This is a genomic window from Streptomyces cinereospinus, assembly GCF_042430725.1.
GTDB lineage: Bacteria > Actinomycetota > Actinomycetes > Streptomycetales > Streptomycetaceae > Streptomyces > Streptomyces cinereospinus.
This window is the reverse complement of the sequence record NZ_JBHMCY010000090.1, coordinates 1-19483: the sequence shown is the minus strand read 5'-3', so window position 1 is coordinate 19483 and position 19483 is coordinate 1. Positions and strand designations below refer to the sequence as shown.

The 19483-nt window shown below is 71.8% G+C and carries 13 protein-coding genes and 2 pseudogenes; 9 read left to right on the top strand and 6 right to left on the bottom strand.

Annotated features, from left to right (window positions below; all coding sequences use genetic code 11):
* Positions 1 to 76 precede the first annotated feature (76 nt).
* Both ACFF45_RS31475 and ACFF45_RS31470 read left to right on the top strand, forming a co-directional pair.
* On the top strand, positions 77 to 2443 hold the full coding sequence (locus tag ACFF45_RS31475; protein ID WP_381350208.1) for an AbfB domain-containing protein: 2367 nt from the start codon (positions 77 to 79) through the stop codon (positions 2441 to 2443).
* Between the two features lie 103 nt (positions 2444 to 2546).
* Positions 2547 to 4049, top strand: coding sequence for a glycoside hydrolase family 43 protein (locus ACFF45_RS31470; protein WP_381350206.1), 1503 nt, complete (start codon positions 2547 to 2549; stop codon positions 4047 to 4049).
* Here ACFF45_RS31470 and ACFF45_RS31465 read toward each other — a convergent pair.
* Both ACFF45_RS31465 and ACFF45_RS31460 read right to left on the bottom strand, forming a co-directional pair.
* Positions 4033 to 4356 carry a substrate-binding domain-containing protein gene (locus ACFF45_RS31465; protein WP_381350205.1) on the bottom strand — a complete coding sequence of 108 codons (324 nt, stop codon included), beginning with the start codon at positions 4354 to 4356 and terminating at the stop codon, positions 4033 to 4035. The two genes, ACFF45_RS31470 and ACFF45_RS31465, sit on opposite strands and share 17 nt — an antisense overlap.
* Complete coding sequence (locus ACFF45_RS31460; RefSeq protein WP_381350221.1) at positions 4245 to 4634, bottom strand: substrate-binding domain-containing protein; 390 nt, start codon at positions 4632 to 4634, stop codon at positions 4245 to 4247. Before ACFF45_RS31460 ends, ACFF45_RS31465 begins: the two co-directional genes overlap by 112 nt.
* Before the next feature lie 51 nt (positions 4635 to 4685).
* On the opposite strand from ACFF45_RS31460, the gene ACFF45_RS31455 reads away from it, so the two are divergent.
* Positions 4686 to 5180 carry a hypothetical protein gene (locus ACFF45_RS31455; RefSeq protein ID WP_381350203.1) on the top strand — a complete coding sequence of 165 codons (495 nt, stop codon included), beginning with the start codon at positions 4686 to 4688 and terminating at the stop codon, positions 5178 to 5180.
* Here ACFF45_RS31455 and ACFF45_RS31450 read toward each other — a convergent pair.
* Positions 5134 to 8409: a LamG-like jellyroll fold domain-containing protein gene (locus ACFF45_RS31450; RefSeq protein ID WP_381350202.1), complete on the bottom strand. Its 3276-nt coding sequence runs from the start codon at positions 8407 to 8409 to the stop codon at positions 5134 to 5136. The genes ACFF45_RS31455 and ACFF45_RS31450 overlap by 47 nt on opposite strands.
* A gap of 426 nt (positions 8410 to 8835) precedes the next feature.
* Between ACFF45_RS31450 and ACFF45_RS31445 the strand changes: the two genes are divergently transcribed.
* On the top strand, positions 8836 to 9252 hold the full coding sequence (locus ACFF45_RS31445; RefSeq protein WP_381350200.1) for a DUF2316 family protein: 417 nt from the start codon (positions 8836 to 8838) through the stop codon (positions 9250 to 9252).
* Between the two features lie 363 nt (positions 9253 to 9615).
* On the opposite strand, the gene ACFF45_RS31440 is transcribed toward ACFF45_RS31445, so the two are convergent.
* Positions 9616 to 10860 (bottom strand): ROK family transcriptional regulator, encoded by a 1245-nt coding sequence (locus ACFF45_RS31440; protein WP_381350199.1) that lies wholly within the window; start codon positions 10858 to 10860, stop codon positions 9616 to 9618.
* Positions 10861 to 11076: 216 nt separating this feature from the next.
* Between ACFF45_RS31440 and mmsA the strand changes: the two genes are divergently transcribed.
* From mmsA to ACFF45_RS31420, 4 genes are all read left to right on the top strand, one after another.
* Entirely contained in the window at positions 11077 to 12624 is a 1548-nt protein-coding gene (gene mmsA, locus ACFF45_RS31435) for a multiple monosaccharide ABC transporter ATP-binding protein (protein ID WP_381350198.1), read from the top strand.
* Entirely contained in the window at positions 12621 to 13919 is a 1299-nt protein-coding gene (gene mmsB, locus ACFF45_RS31430) for a multiple monosaccharide ABC transporter permease (protein WP_381350196.1), read from the top strand. The genes mmsA and mmsB overlap by 4 nt, the downstream gene beginning before the upstream one ends.
* A gap of 98 nt (positions 13920 to 14017) precedes the next feature.
* On the top strand, positions 14018 to 15130 hold the full coding sequence (locus ACFF45_RS31425) for a substrate-binding domain-containing protein (RefSeq protein ID WP_381350194.1): 1113 nt from the start codon (positions 14018 to 14020) through the stop codon (positions 15128 to 15130).
* 686 nt (positions 15131 to 15816) lie between these two features.
* Complete coding sequence (locus ACFF45_RS31420) at positions 15817 to 16887, top strand: glycoside hydrolase family 43 protein (protein WP_381350193.1); 1071 nt, start codon at positions 15817 to 15819, stop codon at positions 16885 to 16887.
* A 217-nt stretch (positions 16888 to 17104) separates the two neighbouring features.
* On the opposite strand, the pseudogene ACFF45_RS31415 reads toward ACFF45_RS31420, so the two are convergent.
* Positions 17105 to 17898 (bottom strand): annotated as a pseudogene (locus tag ACFF45_RS31415) (CocE/NonD family hydrolase); the annotation flags it as partial.
* A 93-nt stretch (positions 17899 to 17991) separates the two neighbouring features.
* Entirely contained in the window at positions 17992 to 18876 is an 885-nt protein-coding gene (locus tag ACFF45_RS31410; protein WP_381350191.1) for an MmyB family transcriptional regulator, read from the bottom strand.
* 175 nt (positions 18877 to 19051) lie between these two features.
* Here ACFF45_RS31410 and ACFF45_RS31405 point away from each other — a divergent pair.
* Positions 19052 to 19483 (top strand): annotated as a pseudogene (locus ACFF45_RS31405) (metallophosphoesterase); the annotation flags it as partial.

Below are 19483 nucleotides of genomic sequence, written 5' to 3'. Positions count from 1 at the left end.
CAGGCGGCCGGCCTCGCTCCCGCCGGCCGTGTCCCGCACGCGCACGTCTCCCCACCTCCTCAGCCAAGGAGTCACGATGCGTCGAGCATTACCCGCACTGCGTACGCCCGTCGGCTGGTTCAGACGGCGGGCGCGCCGGGCCACCACCGCGCTGGCGGCCCTGGCCCTGGTCGGCGGCACGGTCCTCACGGCCACCGGCACCGCGACCGCCGCGCCCCGGGCGTGGACCCCCAAGCCCGCGCCGATGACCACCCCGTGGACGAACCAGGTCCCCGTCGACAACCCGCTCCCGGAGTACCCGCGCCCGCAGCTGACCCGTCCCGACTGGGCCAGCCTGAACGGCGTCTGGGACTTCGCGGTCACCCCGGCCGCCGCCGCGCAGCCCGCCTCCTTCCCCGAGCAGATCCGGGTCCCGTTCGCCGCCGAGTCCGCGCTCTCCGGCATCCAGCGCAGGATCACCCAGAACGACAAGCTCTGGTACAAGCGCACCTTCACGGTCCCGTCGAACTGGAACGGCCGCCGGGTCCAGCTGCACTTCGGCGCCAGTGACTGGCGGACGACGGTGTGGGTCAACGGCAGCGAGGCCGGCGCCACCCACAGCGGCGGCTACGACGCCTTCTCGTACGACATCACCGGCCTGCTCAACGGCGGCACCAACACGATCGTCGTCTCCGTCTGGGACCCCACCGAGACCGGCGGCCAGGCGGTCGGCAAGCAGCGGATCCGCGACGTCGCCCCGCACCCCGGCGGCGGCATCTTCTACACCGCCGCGTCCGGCATCTGGCAGACCGTGTGGCTGGAGCCCACGGCGCCCGCGCACATCACCCGCCTCGACATGGTCCCGGACCCGGCGAACAACCGGCTCAGGGTCACCGTCCGGGGCGCCGGCACCAGCGGCCACCAGGCCCGGGTCACCGTCTCCACCGGCGGGACGACGGTGTCCACGGCCACCGGCCCGGTCGGCACCGAGTTCACCGTCCCGGTGCCGAACGCGCGGCTGTGGACCCCGGAGGACCCCTTCCTCTACGACGTGCGGGCCGACCTGCTCTCCGGCGGCACCACCGTCGACACCGTCGGCAGCTACACCGGCATGCGCTCCGTCGGCATCGCCCGCGTCGACGGCGTTCTGCGTCCGGTCCTCAACGGCCGGTTCGTCTTCCAGACCGGCACCCTGGACCAGGGTTACTGGCCGGACGGCCTCTACACCGCGCCGACCGACGCCGCCCTCCGGTACGACCTGCAAAAGCACAAGGACCTCGGCTTCAACATGGTCCGCAAGCACATCAAGGTCGAGCCGCAGCGCTGGTTCTACTGGGCCGACCGGCTGGGCCTGCTGGTCTGGCAGGACATGCCCTCCATGGACCTGCGCACCCCCGACGCCGCCGCCCGCACCCAGTGGGAGGCCGAGTACGACCGCATCATCGACCAGCACCGCAGTTCCCCGTCGCTGATCATGTGGGTCAACCAGAACGAGGGCTGGGGCCAGTACGACCAGGCCCGCATCGCCGACGAGGTGAAGGCCTACGACCCCTCGCGGCTGGTCAACAACATGAGCGGGGTCAACTGCTGCGGTTCCGTCGACGGCGGCAACGGCGACGTCGTCGACCACCACGTCTACGTGGGCCCCGGCACCACCGTGCCCAGCGCCACCCGCGCCGCCGTCCTCGGCGAGTTCGGCGGCCTCGGCCACAAGGTGGCCGGGCACGAGTGGTACCCCGGCGGCGGATTCAGCTACGAGGACCAGCCCAGCCTCGCCCACCTCAACAACCGGTTCGTCGGGCTGATCGACGCGATCCGCGAGGTGCGCATGCCGCGCGGCCTGTCCGCGGCGGTCTACACCGAGATCACCGACATCGAGAACGAGGTCAACGGCCTGCTCACCTACGACCGCCAGGTGGTGAAGGTCGACGAGGCCCGCGTCCGGGCCGCCAACCGCGCGCTCATCGACGCCTCCCGCGGATCGACGGCGCCCCTCACCCTGCCCTCCGGCCAGTACCGGTCGCTGCGGGTGACCACGCCCGGCCACACCGACCGGTACGTCCGCCACCGGGACGGCGCGGTCTACACGGAGGTCGTCGGCAGCGGCAGCGACGCCCTGCTGAAGAACGACGCCACCTGGAGGATCGTCCCCGGACTGGCGTACAGCGGCTGCTACAGCTTCGAGTCGCGCAACTACCCCGGCGAGTACCTGCGCCACCGCGAGTACCGCGTCTACCGGGAGGCCGGCAGCGGCGACGTGTTCCGCGCCGACGCCACCTTCTGCCCGGTGCGCGGCGCGAACGGGGCGGTGCGGCTGTCCGCGTACAACTTCCCCGAGCAGTATCTGCGCCACCGCAACTCCGAGCTGTGGCTGGCCACCCCCGGCGGCACGCACGCCTGGGACAACCCGGCCCTCTTCACGGAGGACACCACCTGGGCCGTGGAGGCCCCCTGGGCGCCGTGACCGGCGCACAGCGATCCCATCACAGGGTGGGCGGCGGGTCACCCGGCGCCGCCGCCCCCCCGGCCGTTCGTCCACCGCCCCGACACTTCACGGGAGCCCTCCCATGACCGCCACCCCGACCGGCCGCGTGGCCAGGGCCTGCGCCGCCCTGCTCGCCGGCTGCCTGCTGGTGACGCTGTCGCCCTCCGCGGCGGCCGCCGCGCCCGAGTACACCACCGCGGAAGCGGGCAACCCCTTCGTCGACGGCTGGTACGCCGACCCGGACACCGTGGTCTACGGCGACCGCTACTGGGTCTTCCCCACCACGTCCAAGGGGTACCACGAGCAGACCTACCTGGACGCGTTCTCCTCCACCGACCTGGTCAACTGGACCAAGCACCCGAACGTGCTGAGGACCGCCGACATCTCCTGGGCCAGGTACGCCCTGTGGGCGCCCGCCCCGATCCAGCGCAACGGCAGGTACTACCTGTACTTCGCCGCCAACGACATCCAGAACGACTCCCAGCTCGGCGGCATCGGCGTCGCCGTCGCCGACCGCCCCGAAGGTCCCTACAGGGACGCCCTCGGCCGGCCCCTCGTCTCCCAGTTCCACAACGGCGCCCAGCCGATCGACCAGGACGTCTTCATCGACGACGACGGCCAGGCGTACCTGTACTACGGCGGCTGGCACCACGCCAACGTCGTCAGGCTGAACCCGGACATGACCAGCCTGGGCACCTTCCCCGACGGCACCACCTACAAGGAGATCACCCCGGAGAACTACACCGAGGGCTCCTTCATGTTCGAACGCAACGGCACGTACTACCTGATGTGGTCCGAGGGGGCCTGGACCGGGCCGGACTACTCCGTCTCCTACGCCATGGCCGACTCACCCACCGGCCCCTTCCGCAAGATCGACAAGGTGCTCGCCCAGGACCCCGCCGTCGCCCGCGGCTCCGGCCACCACTCCGTCGTCAACGTCCCCGGCACCGACACCTGGTACATCGTCTACCACCGCCGCCCGCTCAGCGAGACCGACGGCAACCACCGTCAACTCGCCTACGACCGCCTGTACTTCAACGCCGACGGCACCATCCGGCCAGTGCGGATGCAGGTGAAGGACAACTTCGCCGACGGCAACGCGCTCGGCTGGAGGACCTACGGCGGGTCCTGGTCGGTCCGCGACGGGCGCTACCGGGTGGAGCAGTCCCAGGGCGGCAAGGCCCTGCTCGACACCGACTTCGCCGACTTCACCTACGACGCCGACGTGACGCCGCACGGAAGCGGCGGCGACGCCGGGCTGGCGTTCCGGGTGACCCGGCCGGGCGTCGGCTGGGACAGCTACTCCGGCTACTACGCGGGCATCGGCCCGAACGGCAGGGTGGTGCTGGGCCGGGCCAACGACGACTGGACCCAGCTCGGGACCGCCCAGACATCCGTCGCCCCCGGCTCGACGCACCGGCTGCGGGTGACGGCCGTCGGCGCGTCGATCCGGGTGTACGTCGACGACATGGCGACACCGAAGATCTCCGTGACCGACGGCACCTACCGCAGCGGCGCCAACGGCGTACGGGTCTTCGACACCTCCGCCTCCTTCGACAACGTGGCGATCAGCCCGGCCCAGTGATCCCCCGCTCAACCGGCGCCCGTGACCGCCACGGGCGCCGCCGTGCTGCCGCGGACCACCAACTGGGTGGCGAGCTCCCACGGGGCAGGTTCACGTCCTCGCCGTCGACGAGCCGCAGCAGGGCCGCCGCCGCCATGGCGGCCATCTCCTGCAACGGCTGCCGGACCGTGGTCAGCGCCGGGTCGCTCCACCGGGTCACCGGCACGTCGTCGAAGCCGGCCACGCCGATGTCCTCGGGGATGCGCAGACCGCGCTCGCGCAACGCCGTAGAGGCGCCGAAGGCCTGGAGGTCGCCGGCGGCGAACACGGCGGTGGGCAGCGGCCGTCCGGCCCGCTCGGCGTCTCGAGCAGGGCGGCCGTCGCGGCGTGCCCGGACCGGTCGGTGAACTTCCCGTGCCGCACCGCCCCCTCGGCCACGGTCAGTCCCGCCTCCTCCATGGCCGCGTGGCAGCCGTCCGCCCGGGCGCGGCCGCACAACAGCTGCCGGGGTCCGGTGAGATGGGCGATCCGGCGGTGGCCGAGCTGGACCAGGTGCTCGGTGGCGGCGCGGGCGCCGGCCCAGTCGGTCGCCCCGATCGTCGGCACCGTCGGATCGACGTTGCCGACGGCTGGGACCACGACGGCAACGTGCTGAGGATGATGAAGTTCGCCAAGGACCACGGCAAGCGGATGGTCGTCTCCGAGAGCGGACTGATGAACCTCACCGACGACGCCGGGAACACCAGCGGCCTGGAGCCGGTCCGCGGCGCCCTGTGGACCGAGCGCCTCTTCGGGCTGCTCGACTGCCGGGGTCCCGTCCCCAACCTGCCGGGCACGCACGACCTGTCCGGCGCCATCACCACCGCCACCTACGTCAATCTCGACGTCCGCTACGGCTGGGACGGCATCGCCGACGGCAGCTTCGACTTCCCGCCCGACTCGGCCTGGTTCGCCGACGGGAGGCTGTCCCGGTACACCGAGGCCCGGGCGGCGTTCCGCCGGGGCCTGGCCGAGCACGGCTCCGGCTCCGGCTGCTGGGCGGCGCACAGCACGCGGCCCCGGCGGGGGAGTACCGCTCCCGCCGGGGCCGCCCGTGCCGTCCGGACTACGGCTGCTCGTCCGTGTGGAGCGCGCTCACCTCCTCGGCGGTGAGCGCCTTGTCGTAGGCGTGGACCTCGTCCACCGCCCCGTTCCAGAAGTCGGCGTTCGCGCCGTCCCACTGGGCCCGGCCGACGGCCAGACCGCCGGTGCTCGGGTAGGCGGTCCCGCCGGGCGCGGTCGCCGCGAGCCGGCCGTCGACGTACAGGCTGATCTCGTTGCGCGCGGCGTCCCGCACGCCGACGAGGTGGTACCAGCGGCCCGGCTCCGGGGTGGTCACCAGCCGGGCGCGGTTCTCGCCCGGCGTGCTGAAGGCGAAGGCGCCCTGCCCGTACTGGAGGTAGAACGGGCTGGCCTGGCGCCGGGTGTCCTGGCTGACGGCGGTGGCGTAGTTGCCGGGGAGCTCGTCCAGCCGCACCCAGGCGGACACCGAGTAGCTGTCGGTGGTGTCGAGCACCGGGCCGTCGGTCTCGGCGTACTGCCCCTGGCCGTCGAACTCCAGCGCGCTGCCGCTGACGCCCGGGGTCCAGGTGGTGCCCCCGGTGAGCGTCAGGGACTTGCCGTTCGGGCCCTCGTCCCGCGCGGTGGTGCCGGTGCCCTCGTCCAGGGACCAGTGCCCGCCGCCCTTCAGCGGTTGCCGCTCGCCCGCGGCGGCACCGGCCGCGAGGACCTTGAGGTTGACCTCGCGGACCGCTGCCGGGTCGACCTTGATCTCCCGGCGGTCGTAGGTGTACAGGCCGTTGAGCTCGTTCTCCAGGTCGGAGATCTGCGTGTAGACCGAGCCGGAGAGCTCGGCGCCGGCCTGCTCCAGGTAGAACCGCTCGGTGTTCTCGACGTACCGGCGGGTCAGCTCCTCCTTGGTGTTGACCCCGCTGTAGATCACCGTCGGGGCGCCCGGCCACATGTGGCCCGGGGTGCGCAGGGTGAAGCCGCCGTGCTCACCGTCCAGCGCGGCCCGGTGGTCGGGGAACGGCGGGTCGTCGTTGCCGTAGTCGTGGTGGTCGATGATGTCGCCCTTGCCCGAGTCGCCCTTGGAGTTGCAGCAGTTGACACCGCTGTGGGCGTTGACGACGCGGGACGGGTCGGCCGCCTTGACGGACTCGGCGATCCGGCCGCTCTCCGTGCGGTCCCACTCGCCCCAGCCCTCGTTGAAGACGATCCAGCCGATCACGGAGGGCGCGTTGTGGTGCTCCCGCATCATCTCCATGCCCTGGTCGACGAAGGCCCGCTGCCCGGTCTCGCCGGTGATGTTGCCGGAGACGAAGTCCTGCCAGACGAGCAGGCCGAGGCGGTCGGCGTGGTAGAACCAGCGCGGCGACTCCACCTTGATGTGCTTGCGCACGGCGTTGAAGCCGAGGTCCTTGTGCGCCTTCAGGTCGAACGCGAGGGCCGCGTCGCTCGGCGGGGTGTACAGCCCGTCGGGCCAGAAGCCCTGGTCGAGCGTGGCGAGCGAGAAGACGGGTTCTCCGTTGAGCACCAGCTTCTGGAAGCCGCCGACCTTCTCGATGCCGATCTTCCGCATGCCGAAGTAGCTGCCGACCTCGTCGGTCGAGTCTCCGTCGACCAGCTGGACGTCGAGGTCGTAGAGGTAGGGGTCGTCGGGGCTCCACAGGTGCTGGTCCGCCACGGGCAGGCGCAGCTCCTTGTTGGCGGGCCCGCTGACCTTGCCCACGATCTTGCCGCGCCGGTCGCGGGCGACGGCCTCCACCCGGGCCCCGGCGGAGGCGTCCTCGGACTCGACCGTCACCGCGAGACTGCTGGTGTCGATGTCAGGTGTGGTGACGACGCTATCGACGGCAGCCGGTGCGACCGGTTCCATCCAGACCGTCTGCCAGATGCCGGACGACTGGGTGTAGAAGATGCCGCTGGGGTTCCGGGACTGCTTGCCCATCGGCTGGTCGGCACCGCCGGTGTCGGTGACCGCGACCACGATCTCCTGCGGGCCGGTTCCCTCGAGCGCGTCGGTGATGTCCGCGCTGAAGGCGTCGTACCCGCCGGTGTGCTCGGCCACCTCCGTGCCGTTGACGAAGACGCGGGCGTGGTAGTCCACGGCACCGAAGTTGAGCTTCAGCCGGTTGCCGTCCTGGCCGGCCTCGCCGACCTTCCAGCCCTTCGGCACGTCGACGAGCTTGCGGTAGACCATGTGGTCCTCGTGCCGCTCCAGCCCGGAGAGCTGGGACTCGACCGGGAACGGCACGATGATCTTCTCGTCCAGGTCCTTGCCGAACACCGGCTGCTCGCCCGCCTCGACGGCGCTGAACTGCCAGGGACCGTTGAGGTTCTTCCACTTCGACCGGACCTGCTGCGGGCGCGGGTACTCCGGCAGCGGGTTCTTCTCGTCGAGCCGGTCGCCCCACGGGGTGGTGAGCCGGTGGGTGGAGGCGTTGTCCGCGAACCGCAGGACCCTCGGCACGCTCTCGCCGCCGGCCGTCAGAGCGCCCGCACCGTCGTAGACGAACCGGACCAGCTGGTTCTGCTGGATCGGTTCCGCGAGGGTGATGAGCAGCGAGGTGCGGTCCCCGCGCACGGTCCTGACCGACTCGATCGGCATGGCGGTCGTGTCGGCCTCGACCTTCAGGTGGTCCGCGACCCCCTCCACACCGCCGACCGCGTCCTCGAACCGGGCGCGCACCCGGCGCCCGTCCTCGGAGACGGACAGGTCCACCGGGTAGACCTCGAAGCCGGCCGGCGGGGTGAACGCCGACATCGGTACGAGCTGCCTGGGCATCGTCGGGGTCGACCAGCGCAGATACATGCTGGCGCCGCCGACGTCCTGGAACATCTCCAGGCGGAAGTCGTGCTTCTCGCCGGCGGCCAGCCGGATCGACGCGCTGGTCTGTTCGTTGTCCCAGTCCCCCACCCAGTGGTCGATGACCGGCTCACCGTCGATGAAGAGGCGGAAGCCGTTGTCGCCGATGGCGTGGAAGGTGTAGTCGCCGGTGGCCGGGGCCTCGATCTGGCCCGTCCAGCGGGCGGTGGTGTGCTCCGCGCTGCCGGTCAGCTCCTGGAAGGTGCTGGTCAGGCCGGAGAGATTGATCTGCGGGTCGAGCAGGGTGCCGCCGAGCTGGGCGAAGTCCCGGGCGCCGGGCGCCGACATGCGGAAGTACTCGCCCTTCAGGCCGTGCACTTGGACGTCGGCCTGCTCGGCGGCGGAGGCCGGGGCGCCGGCGGCCGGCTCCGCCGCCGACGCGGTGGCGGCCAGGCCGGTCGGCGGGAGGACCAGGGCGGCCGCTGTCAGCAGCGCCCACACGCTGGCCCGTGGGCGGGTGTGTCGTCTTGTCATCGAACCTTTCCTCGCGCAGAGGCCGCGGAGCGGGCCCCGTCACGGAGGTCCCCTCGGAACCCCCGGTACGGCCGGTGAGCACCGGCGACGGACGCGGCCAGGTGACTCTTCCAACGTTGGAAATCTGGTGCCAGCGGAATGACAACACGCGCCCGGGCGGCTGTCCAGACCTCGTGCACCACTGCGTCGGCCGGTCGTCACGGACTGTCGTCGGCACCGTCTGGACGGCCAAGCTTATGAGGGTCCTCACTATGAGGATGTACTATGACTAGGTCGGCGGTTGTCCGTGGAGTGCCCGCGGGCCCGGCCGCGCGGCCGGGGCGCCGCGTCCGGACCCCGTGGCGGTGGATGTCTCCGTCGTGCCGCCCGGTGCACGGCGCAACCGGACGGCGAACGCCGAGGCGTTCCGGTCGACTGGAGGACGAGTTGTCACTGAACGAGCAAGAACGCGCCCGCACCAGCGAGGAGTTGTGGGCCAACCTGCGCCTCGCCGGTACGACCCCGGAGGACGTGCGCACGGAACTGGACTTCGACGAGCAGCAGTTGCGGGCCGCCCTCGCCGTCGAGCCGCCGGTGCGGCCGCAGGACGTGTGGCTGCTGCGCGACCACCTGGAGGACCTGGTCCGTGAGCGGGGCGGCACCCCGGTCCCGTACACCGTGCTCACCCAGCGCGCCCGGCTGGCCGCGAGCATCTGGTTCCCGCTGCGCCGCTCCCCGCGCCGCCGGCGCGGCTGGGCCGGGGCGGCCGGGGCGGCGGCTGAACCGGGCCGCCGGGCCGCCGGATCCGGTGCGCCGCGAGGCGTTCGGCCGGCCGGCGGTGTGCAGGGCCGGGCCGGGCGGTGATCAGCCGATGGGGGTGGGGTCCGGTGGGCGGGGGAGCGGCCGGGTGTGCCGGGGAGTGCTGACTCGGCCGGGGGTGTGGAGGGCCGGGCCGGGCGGTGCCCGGTCGGCCGGCGGTGGGGTCCGGTGCGCCGGCAAGCGGTTGGCCGGTGGCGTGGAGAGCCGGGCCGGGCACTGGTCGGCCCGCGGGCAACGCGGGGGAGCGGTCGTTCGGCCGGCGGTGCGGGCTCGTGTGCCGTGCCGCCGTGGGGCCGGTTGCCGCGCGGACCGTCGTGCGCCGGTCCGACGTGCGGTCGGCCACGGCGCGGACCGTCGTGCGCCGGGGTGCCGTCCGGTCGGCGCGCGGACAGCTGAGCCGGGCGGCGTTCAGCCGGCCAGCAGCGCGGACAGCTGTGGCGAGTACGTCGAGTGCAGGACGAGCGCGGCGCCGCCCACCACGGCGGCGTCCGTGCCGAGGGGGGACGCCTCGACCGCCGCCACACGGATGCTGCGCGACAGCGGCCTGGTGGCCAGGGCCGCGGCGACCACGTCGACGTACCGCGACTCCACGTGCTGGATGCCGTGGCCGCCGAGGACGATGAGGTCCACGTCGATGAAGTTCACGATGCTGACCGCGACCGAGGCCACGCGCTCGGCGGCCTCGTCGACGACCGCGGTGGCGACGGGGTCGCCGGCCGCGGCGGCGAGCTGGATCGCGGCATGGTCGACCGAGGACGGATCCCGGTCGAACGCTTGCGACAGCACACTGTCGGCCCGGGGGCGGTCGGCGAGCCGGCGGTGCACCTCGGCGACGATCGCCGAGGGATTGACCAGCCGTTCCAGGCAGCCGCGGTTGCCGCAGTAGCACTCCGGCCCGTCGGGCAGCACGGACGAGTGGCCGAACTCGCCCGCGTTCAGCGACCCACCCCGGTACACCTGGTGGTTGAGGATGAGCCCGCCGCCGATGCCGGTGCCGAAGAAGAAATACGCGAAGTTCGCCACGCCCCGGCCCGCACCGGACCAGCGCTCGCCGACCGCGGCGGCGGTGGCGTCGTTGTCCAGGATCACCGGCAGCCCGGTGGCCTCGCTCAGCATGCTTTGCAGGGGCACACGGGTCCAGTGCGCCAGCTGGGGCGGAGCGACGATCATGCCGCGCTCCTGGTCGATCGGCCCGGGGGTGGCGAGACCCAGGCCGAGGATGCTCTCACGCGGGACGTCGGCCTCGCCCAGCACCTCGGCGACCAGTTCGGCCATGGTCGCCACCACGGAGGCGGGGTCGGCGCCGTGCGGCGTGGGGCGCCTCCGGACCACCAGGGGCCGCCCCAGCAGGTCGACCACGGCGCAGGTCAGTTCGACCGGGTCGAAGTGCAGCCCGACCGCGCTGCCCGCCCCCGCGTTGAGCCGCAGCGTGGTGCGCGGCTTGCCGCCGCTGGAGACCCGGCTGGCGCCGTCCTCGCGGACGATGCCCTCGTCGAGCAGGCGGCGCACGATGCCCGAGACCGTCTGCGGGGTCAGGCCGGTCCGCTCGGCGATCTCCACCCGGCTGATGCCGTCGGCCAGCTGGATCTGGTCCAGGACCACCGCCCGGTTGTAGCGCCCCACTTTGGGGAGATTCGTTCCTGCCTGCCGCACGGACGGTCCTTTCCGGTAGCCCCGGACAAACATATCCTCACGGGCCATTGACTTAGTAAAACAAATGGATTTAGTGTCCCGACGCAGTCGTCACACCCACGGACACGAGGCACCGGGCGGTGCCGTCGGAGGCAAGCTGATGTCCACGCGAACCCGCGTCCCCGAGCGCTCGAAGCCGAGCGTTCGCCGGGGTCCGAGCAGTGCGGAGCCCTGCTCATGAGCCAGGCCCCGACCCTGCTGGAGATGCGGTCGATCACCAAGACCTTCCCCGGCGTCAAGGCGCTCGCCGACGTCAACCTGGCCGTCCGCGAGGGCGAGATCCACGCGATCTGCGGCGAGAACGGCGCCGGCAAGTCCACCCTGATGAAGGTGCTGAGCGGGGTCCACCCGCACGGCAGCTACTCCGGCGAGATCGTCTACCGCGGCGAGCAGGTGCGGTTCTCCGGCATCCGGGCCAGCGAACAGGCCGGCATCGTGATCATCCACCAGGAGCTGGCCCTGGTGCCGGGCATGTCGATCACCGAGAACATCTTCCTCGGCAACGAGCCGCGCCGGCGCGGCTCGATCGACTGGAAGGCCGCCCAGCACCGGGCGCTGGAGCTGATGGAGCAGGTGGGGCTCCAGGAGGACCCCGACACGCTCGTCAAGGACATCGGCGTCGGCAAGCAGCAGCTCGTGGAGATCGCCAAGGCGTTCGCCAAGGACGTGAAGCTGCTCATCCTCGACGAGCCGACCGCGGCCCTCAACGAGGACGACTCCCAGCACCTGCTCGACCTGCTGCGCGGGTTCCGGGCGCGCGGCATCACCTCGATCATCATCTCGCACAAGCTGAACGAGATCGAGGCGATCGCCGACAGCATCACGATCCTGCGCGACGGCCGCACCATCGAGACCCTCGACGTCAAGGCGGACGGGGTCAACGAGGACCGCATCGTGCGGGGCATGGTCGGCCGCGAGCTCAGCAGCCGGTTCCCCGACCGCACGCCCGACATCGGCGAGGTCTTCTTCGAGGTCCGCGACTGGACGGTACGGCATCCGAGTTCCGACGAACGGCTCGTGTGCAAGGGCTCGACCTTCACCGTCCGGCGCGGCGAGATCGTCGGCTTCGCCGGCCTCATGGGCGCCGGGCGCACCGAACTCGCGATGAGCCTGTTCGGCCGTTCCTACGGCAGCTGGCTGTCCGGCCAGGTCTTCAAGGACGGCACGGAGATCCAGCTGAAGTCGGTGGCGGACGCCATCCGGCACGGGCTCGCCTACGTCAGCGAGGACCGCAAGTCGATCGGCCTCAACCTGCTGGACGACATCAAGACCTCGATGGTGGCCGCGAAACTGTCGAAGATCACCAGGCGCGGGGTCGTCGACCCGGTGCGCGAGCACCGGATCGCCGAGGACTACCGCACCAGTCTGCGGATCAAGACCCCCAGCGTGGACGAGGGCGTCGTCAAGCTCTCCGGCGGCAACCAGCAGAAGGTCGTGCTGGCGAAGTGGATGTTCACCGACCCGGACCTGCTGATCCTCGACGAGCCCACCCGCGGCATCGACGTGGGCGCCAAGTACGAGATCTACGGCATCATCCAGCGGCTCGTGAGCCAGGGGAAGGGCGTCGTCGTCATCTCCTCGGAGCTGCCGGAGCTGATCGGACTGTGCGACCGCATCTACACGGTGTTCGAAGGCACCATCACCGGCGAGGTCCACCGCCGTGACGCCGACCCCGAACTGCTGATGAAGCAGATGACCGCTATGAAGAAGAGCCCGACGCCATGAGCCGACTCAAAGACCTGCAGAAGAACCTCTTCGGAGGCACCACCTCCAACGCCCGCCAGTTCGGCATGATCTTCACCCTCGTGGCGATCGTCCTGCTGTTCCAGATCTGGACCGGCGGCCTGACCCTGACCTCCGGCAACCTGATCGCGGTCGTCAGCCAGTACTCCTACATCCTGATCCTGGCCATCGGCATGCTCATGGTGATCGTGGCCGGGCACATCGACCTCTCGGTCGGTTCGGTCGCGGCGTTCACCGGCATCGTGGTCGCCAAGGCGATGCAGGAGTACGACCTGCCCTGGCCCCTCGGCATCGTGCTCGGCCTGCTCGTCGGCGCGGTGATCGGTGCCTGGCAGGGCTTCTGGGTCGCCTACGTGGGGGTGCCCGCCTTCATCGTCACCCTGGCCGGGATGATGCTGTTCCGCGGCGGCAACCAGTACATCGGCAACGCCGACACCGTGCCGGTCCCCGAGGGTTTCCGCGAGATCGGCGCGGGCTTCCTGCCCGAGGTCGGCCCGGACACCGGCTACAACAACCTGACCCTGCTGCTCGGCATCGTCGCCTGCGCGGGCATGGTGTGGCGCGAGTGGAGGGCGCGGCAGACCCGCCGGGAGATGAACGCCGACGTTCCGCCGTTGTGGGTCACGGGCATCCGCCTCGCGGTGATGCTGGGCGTCATCGTCTTCGCGACGCTGCGTTTCGCCGGCGGCCGCATCGGCACCAGCCTGCCGATCTCCGGCATCATCCTGATCGCACTGGTGCTCGCGTACTCGTACTACACCCGCAACACCATCGGCGGCCGGCACATCTACGCCGTCGGCGGCAACGCCCGCGCGGCCGAGCTGTCCGGTGTGAAACTCAAGCGCGTCAACTTCATGGTCATGATGAACATGTCCGTCCTGGCCGCCCTGGCCGGCATGATCTTCGTGGCACGGTCCGCGGCCTCCGGCCCGCAGGACGGACTGAGCTGGGAACTCGACGCCATCGCGGCCGTCTTCATCGGTGGCGCGGCGGTCTCCGGCGGCCTCGGCACCGTCAGCGGCTCGATCGTCGGCGGCCTGGTCATGGCCCTGCTCAACAACGGCCTCCAACTGGAGGGCGTCGGCTCCGACATGGTCCAGATCATCAAGGGCCTGGTCCTCCTCCTCGCCGTCGCGTTCGACGTCTACAACAAGCGCCAGGGCCGCTTCTCGATCATCGGGACGCTGATGCGCCCCTTCCGCAGGGAGGAGCTGGCCGTACCGGCCGCTTTGGCCAGCCAGACCGCCGATCCCGACAAGACGCCGGTCGCCGGCTGATCGCACCACCTCCCGCGGGCCGACCCGTCGGACCGCGACCCCGCCGCCGGACCGCGGCACACCCACAGCGACACCGCTTTCGAAAGGCTCGACTCACCATGCGCAGAATCATCACCAGAGGCATCGCCGCGGCCGGCGCCGTCGCCCTGCTCGCCCTGGGCACGGCATGCTCCAACGAACGCGAGGGCTCCACCGGCACCGACGCCGCCGCGGACGCCCAGGGCTTCGCGCAGGACGCCCTCGTCGGCGTCGCGCTGCCGGCGAAGACCTCCGAGAACTGGGTGCTCGCCGGAGACCTGTTCACCGACGGGCTGAAGGAGGCCGGTTTCCAGGCCGACGTGCAGTACGCGGGTGCCTCCACCACCGTCGCGGACCAGCAGGCGCAGATCTCCTCCATGGTGACCAAGGGCGCCAAGGTGATCGTCATCGGCGCGACCGACGCCTCCCAGCTCGCCACCCAGGTGGCCCAGGCCAAGCAGGCCGGCGCGGCCGTCGTCGCCTACGACCGCCTCATCACCAACTCGCCCGACGTCGACTACTACATCGCGTTCGACAACTTCAAGGTCGGCCAGTTGCAGGGGCAGGCCCTCGTCGACGGCATGAAGGCCGAGAAGCCCACGGGCCCGTGGACGATCGAGCTGTTCTCCGGCTCGCCGGACGACAACAACTCCAAGGTCTTCTTCGACGGCGCGATGGATGTCCTGAAGCCCTTGATCGACCAGGGTGACATCGTTGTCGGGTCGGGTCAGACGGACATCAAGCAGACCGCGATCCAGGGCTGGAAGGCGGAGAACGCCCAGCAGCGCATGGACTCGCTGCTGACCTCGACCTACGACGGCGCCAAGAAGCTCGACGGCGTGCTGTCCCCGAACGACACCCTCGCCCGAGCGGTCCTCACGTCGGTGAAGGGCGCCGGCAAGCCGGTCCCGGTCGTCACCGGCCAGGACTCCGAGGTCGAGTCGGTGAAGTCGATCATGGCAGGCGAGCAGTACTCCACCATCAACAAGGACACCCGCAGGCTCGTCACCGAGACCATCAACATGGTCAAGGCCCTGCAGAAGGGCGACGAGCCGCAGATCAACGACACCACGTCGTACGACAACGGCTCCAAGGTCGTCCCGGCCCACCTCCTCCCGCCGGTCATCGTGACCAAGGAGAACGCGGCCGAGGCCTACGCCAACGACCCCAAGCTCGCCCCGCTCACCCAGTAACACCGTCCGGCGCCGTCGCGCGCCCCGGCCCGCCCGGGGCGCGCGACGGCGCACGGGCGAGGACCGAGGACAACGGCACCCCCCACGGACCGGCACAGTACTCCCGAAAGGACCTTTCGTGAGACTCGCGTCTCGGCGATCAGGCCGGGCTCGCGGCGCCTCCTGATCCGGCCGGCCGGACACCCCAGAGCCGCAGCCGGCCCCGCCGGCGGCGCGTCCCGGACCCTGACCCCGGGACGCGCCGACCGCCGGACGGTCACTCCGCCGTTGGCGACCGGCGTCCGCGGCGCGCTCCGGACCTGACCCCGTGGGCGCCCGAAGCGCACGGCCGCCGCGACGGAAGGACCGCAGCGGGGCCGGCTGCCCTCCCCGGGAGGCCCCACGGCCTCCCGGGGAGCCCGGCGTCCGGCCTCCGGGGTTCGCGGCACGGGGCCGCGCCCGGTCGGCGGTTCGGTACGGAACGGACCATTGACATGTCCGCGACCCGCCCGGATGCTGTGGGAGCGCTCTTCCATCGATGTAAGGAGTCGCGTCGAGGTGGCGGGGCCCGCGCTCATCGGGCCCCGGACGGCCTTGGATCGCCCTTCGGTGTCCTCCCCAGCGATCCCGGCCGGGCGTCCCCACCGCGCGGGCGTCCCCCGCGGCCCCGGGCGCCGAAGCGGAGGCCGACGAGGGAAGACGGGACCATGAAACCTACTCGCCGCCTGTCCGGCGCCGTCGCCGTGCTGGTGTCCGGTGTCCTCGCCGCGGTGCTGGCACTGACGTCCGCACCCACGGCCCAGGCAGGTCAGACGGCCCTGCGCGCCGCGGATCCCAGTGTGCTCCGGGTCGGTGGCACCTATGTCTCGGTGCAGTCCACCGGTGGCGGCATCGCCGTCCGGCAGGCTCCGTCGACGGCCGCGCTGGCCTCGGCGCCCGCCCGGCAGGTCTGGTCGGACACCGGCAACCTCGGCGAGGTCTGGGCCCCTGAGATCGTACGGGACGGCGGCCGCTACTACATCTACTTCTCGGCCGGCCGCGGCCCGGCCCACCGGATGTACGTCATCAGCTCCGCCGGCCCGGACAGCGGCTACACGGCCGCCACGAAGCTGGCCCTGCCGGACGACAAGTGGGCCATCGACGGCACCCTGTTCACCTTCAACGGGCAGCGCTGGTTCGTCTGGTCCGGCTGGGCCGGTGACACCAACGTCGAGCAGAACCTCTACATCGCCCGGATGAGCAGCCCGACCACGCCGACCGGCGCGCGGTACGTCATCTCGCAGCCGCGGGAGAGCTGGGAGCGGGTGGTCGGCAACCCGTTCATCAACGAGGCCCCCGAGGCCATCAAGGACCCCCATGGGCAGCTGCACGTCGTGTACTCCGCCAACGGCAGCTGGAGCGGCCAGTACTGCCTCGCGGACCTGAGGCTGCGGGCCGGCGGCGACCCGACGTACGTGTGGGACTGGTACAAGTCCAACGGCTGCCTGTTCGGCTCCGACCGGGCCACGATGATGTCCGGCTGGGACCCGACCCTGCACGCCGACGGCCCCGGTCACCACACGTTCGCCCTGCTCGACGGCGACATCGCCACCAGCCCGCCGGCCGGCCCGACGTTCCCGCTGATGTACCACGCGGTCCCGGAGGGAACGCCGTACGCGTGGGAGAACCGGCACTGGTACACCGGCACCTTCTGCTGGTGGGGCGGCACCACCTACCGCCGCGCCAATGTTCCCGGCGCGAACACCGACACCGGATGGAGCCTGAAGTTCTTCGAGTAGGCCCGCAGCCCTGCCTCTCGACCACGTCGCTCGCCCGTGGCAGGGGCGCGGAAACGGCGGGGTGCCCACCGCCGCCGGCCGCCGCTCGGCCCGCGGCCGCGGCCCGCACGCCGCCCAGCGCGTTGCGTCCCGTGCGCGCCTCGCGCGACCCGGAGGCGGTCGGCCTGGACGACGAAGACGGCGCCGAGGAGCGAGCCGGGCCGTCGGGTCCGGCTGGTCAGCCGATCACCGCAGGGCTGAGTGCGGAACTGTGGCCGTGCACCGCGAGGATCAGCGCCGAGTCGGTGTGGAGCGTGATGCGCACCGGTGTGAAGGCGGTGGCGTCCACCGGCGGCTCCCCGGTGCCGGGATTGCGGGCGTAGCACGGATGGGCGCCTCCGCTGATCTGCCGGCGTATGCGGTGACCGACGGCGAATCTGCGGGCGGTCGAGCTCATCGGCACGGTGATCTGCGACGGCTCCTGCCCGTCCGTCCGCAGTCGGCTCAGCCCGTCACAGATGTTGACGGAGCGGCCTTGCGGGTCCACGTCGCACAGGCAGGTGAAAACGTCGGCATGACCGGTGTCCGTGGAGATACTCAACCGCGCCGAGACCGGTCCGAGGATGTCCACGGGCTCGGTCAGCGGGGGGCCGGTGCACGTCAAAACGTCTTCCCGGGCCTCCAGGCTGCTGTTGTCGCGAGGACCGGCGGTACGGGAGAGCAGAGGTCCGCCCAGGGACGGGGTGGGGTCACCCGGGTCGTAGCGGAACGACGTCAGTGGTGCGCAGTCCGTGGAAGCCTGCCGGGTGAGATGCCCCTGCGCGGTGGGAAACCAGGGGCCGACGGCCGTGGCCGGCGGCCAGTCGTCGAGGTCCCGCCAGGCGTTGTCGCCGCCGACGTGCACGCGCACCCTTGTGGGACGCGGGCCGGAGGGGTCGGCGTACAGGTGAGCGCGCAGCCGGGCGAGGCTCTCGGCGAACACCTCGGGCCATCCCCTTGCAGGGCGGAGGTGCGGGTCCAGGGGCCGACAAGCCCCGCGCCCGTCTCGCGAGCCGGGTGTGCGGGAGCGCCGCGAGGCAAGGCGGTCCCGGTCGGCTCGCCGGCCGGGCGCGTGACCGAGCCGTGTCACCCGTCCCGGGCCGGACCGGCCGCGCCGGTCCGGCCCGGGACGGCGCGTGTCACCCGCCGGTCGCCGAGGGCGGCGAGCAGGGCCAGCTTGCTGTCGGACTCGCTGCCCGGCTCGGCGCTGTAGATGACGACACGCAGGTCGCCGCGCTGGGCGGCGAGCACGTCACAGTCCAGGTGCAGCCGCCCCACGACGGGATGCTCGATGACTTTGGCGGTCGGCCCGTGCTCCGCGACCTCATGGCGCCGCCAGAGGTCGCGGAACTGCTCACTGCGCTCCATCAGGCGGGCGACGAGCCGCCGCAGATCGGGGTCGTCCGGGTAGCGGCCGGCGCTGCGGCGCAGGTCGGCGACCATGGAAGCGTCGAACGCCTCGGTCTCGGAGGTGATGCGGACGCGGGGGTTCGCCCGGCCGGCGAAGTGCAGCCACAGCACGTTCCGTTCCTCCTCGCGCAGCCCGGAGGGGTCACCCACCAGGGCGGCCCACGCCGGGTTCCACAGCAGGATGGTCCACGTCGCGTCGAAGACGGCCATGGGCCGGTCGCCGACACGGTCGATCAGGCGGCGCACGTTGGCCGGCACCAGCCTGCTGACGCGCCCGCCGCCGGTGGCGAGCCCGGCCAGGTGGAACAGGTGCTCCTGCTCGGTGTCGTTCAGTTGCAGGGCGCGGGCGAGGGCCGAGCACACCTGCGCCGAGGGGGCCGCGGCGCGGCCCTGTTCCAGGCGGACGACGTAGTCCACCGACACCCCGGCCAGGACGGCCAGCTCCTCGCGCCGCAGTCCCTTGGTCCGCCGGGCGGGGCCGGCCGGCAGGCCCGCCCGCTGAGGTGCCAGCCGCTCGCGCCACACGCGCAGGACCTCGGCCAGCCCACTGGATGTGCTCATACCTCCATGGTCGCAGCGCCGGGGCGCGACGAGCCTGGTACTCCCAGTACCAGGAAAGGCCGTCCCTGGACCGGATCGCCGTCATAATCCAGGCTCGGCGGAGCGGGTGGACTCTGGCCCGCCCCCCGTCGACGGGCCGGGCATCCCGCGTGTGAACCTGTGAGAGCGAGGAAATGTGCTGGTCGCCCTTGTCGGCGCGGTGGTGGTCGTCGCGCTGCTCGTCGCCGTGCACTGGTACGTGTGGCGTCGCCTGGTTCGCGACGTGACGGTCCGCTGGGGCGTGGCGCGCTGGGCGGGCACCGTCGCCGTGATCGTCCTGCCGGTGCTGGCGATCGGCGCTTTCGTCTCGGTCCAGGTGGGTCTGCCCTTCTGGCTCCAGCGCACGCTGGCCTGGCCGGGTTACCTGTGGCTGGCGCTGCTGCTGTACGTGGTGCTCGCCCTGGCGGTGGGTGAGGCCGTACGCCCCCTGCTGCTGCGTGCCCTCGCACGCCGGGCGGCGGCCGGTCCCGCCCCGGCGTCCCCGGCGCGGCCGACCTCGGCCGCCGTCCCCGCGCTGACCGGCGCGGCCGGGTCGTCCGCCGCGCCCACGGGCTCCCCGGCCGCGGAG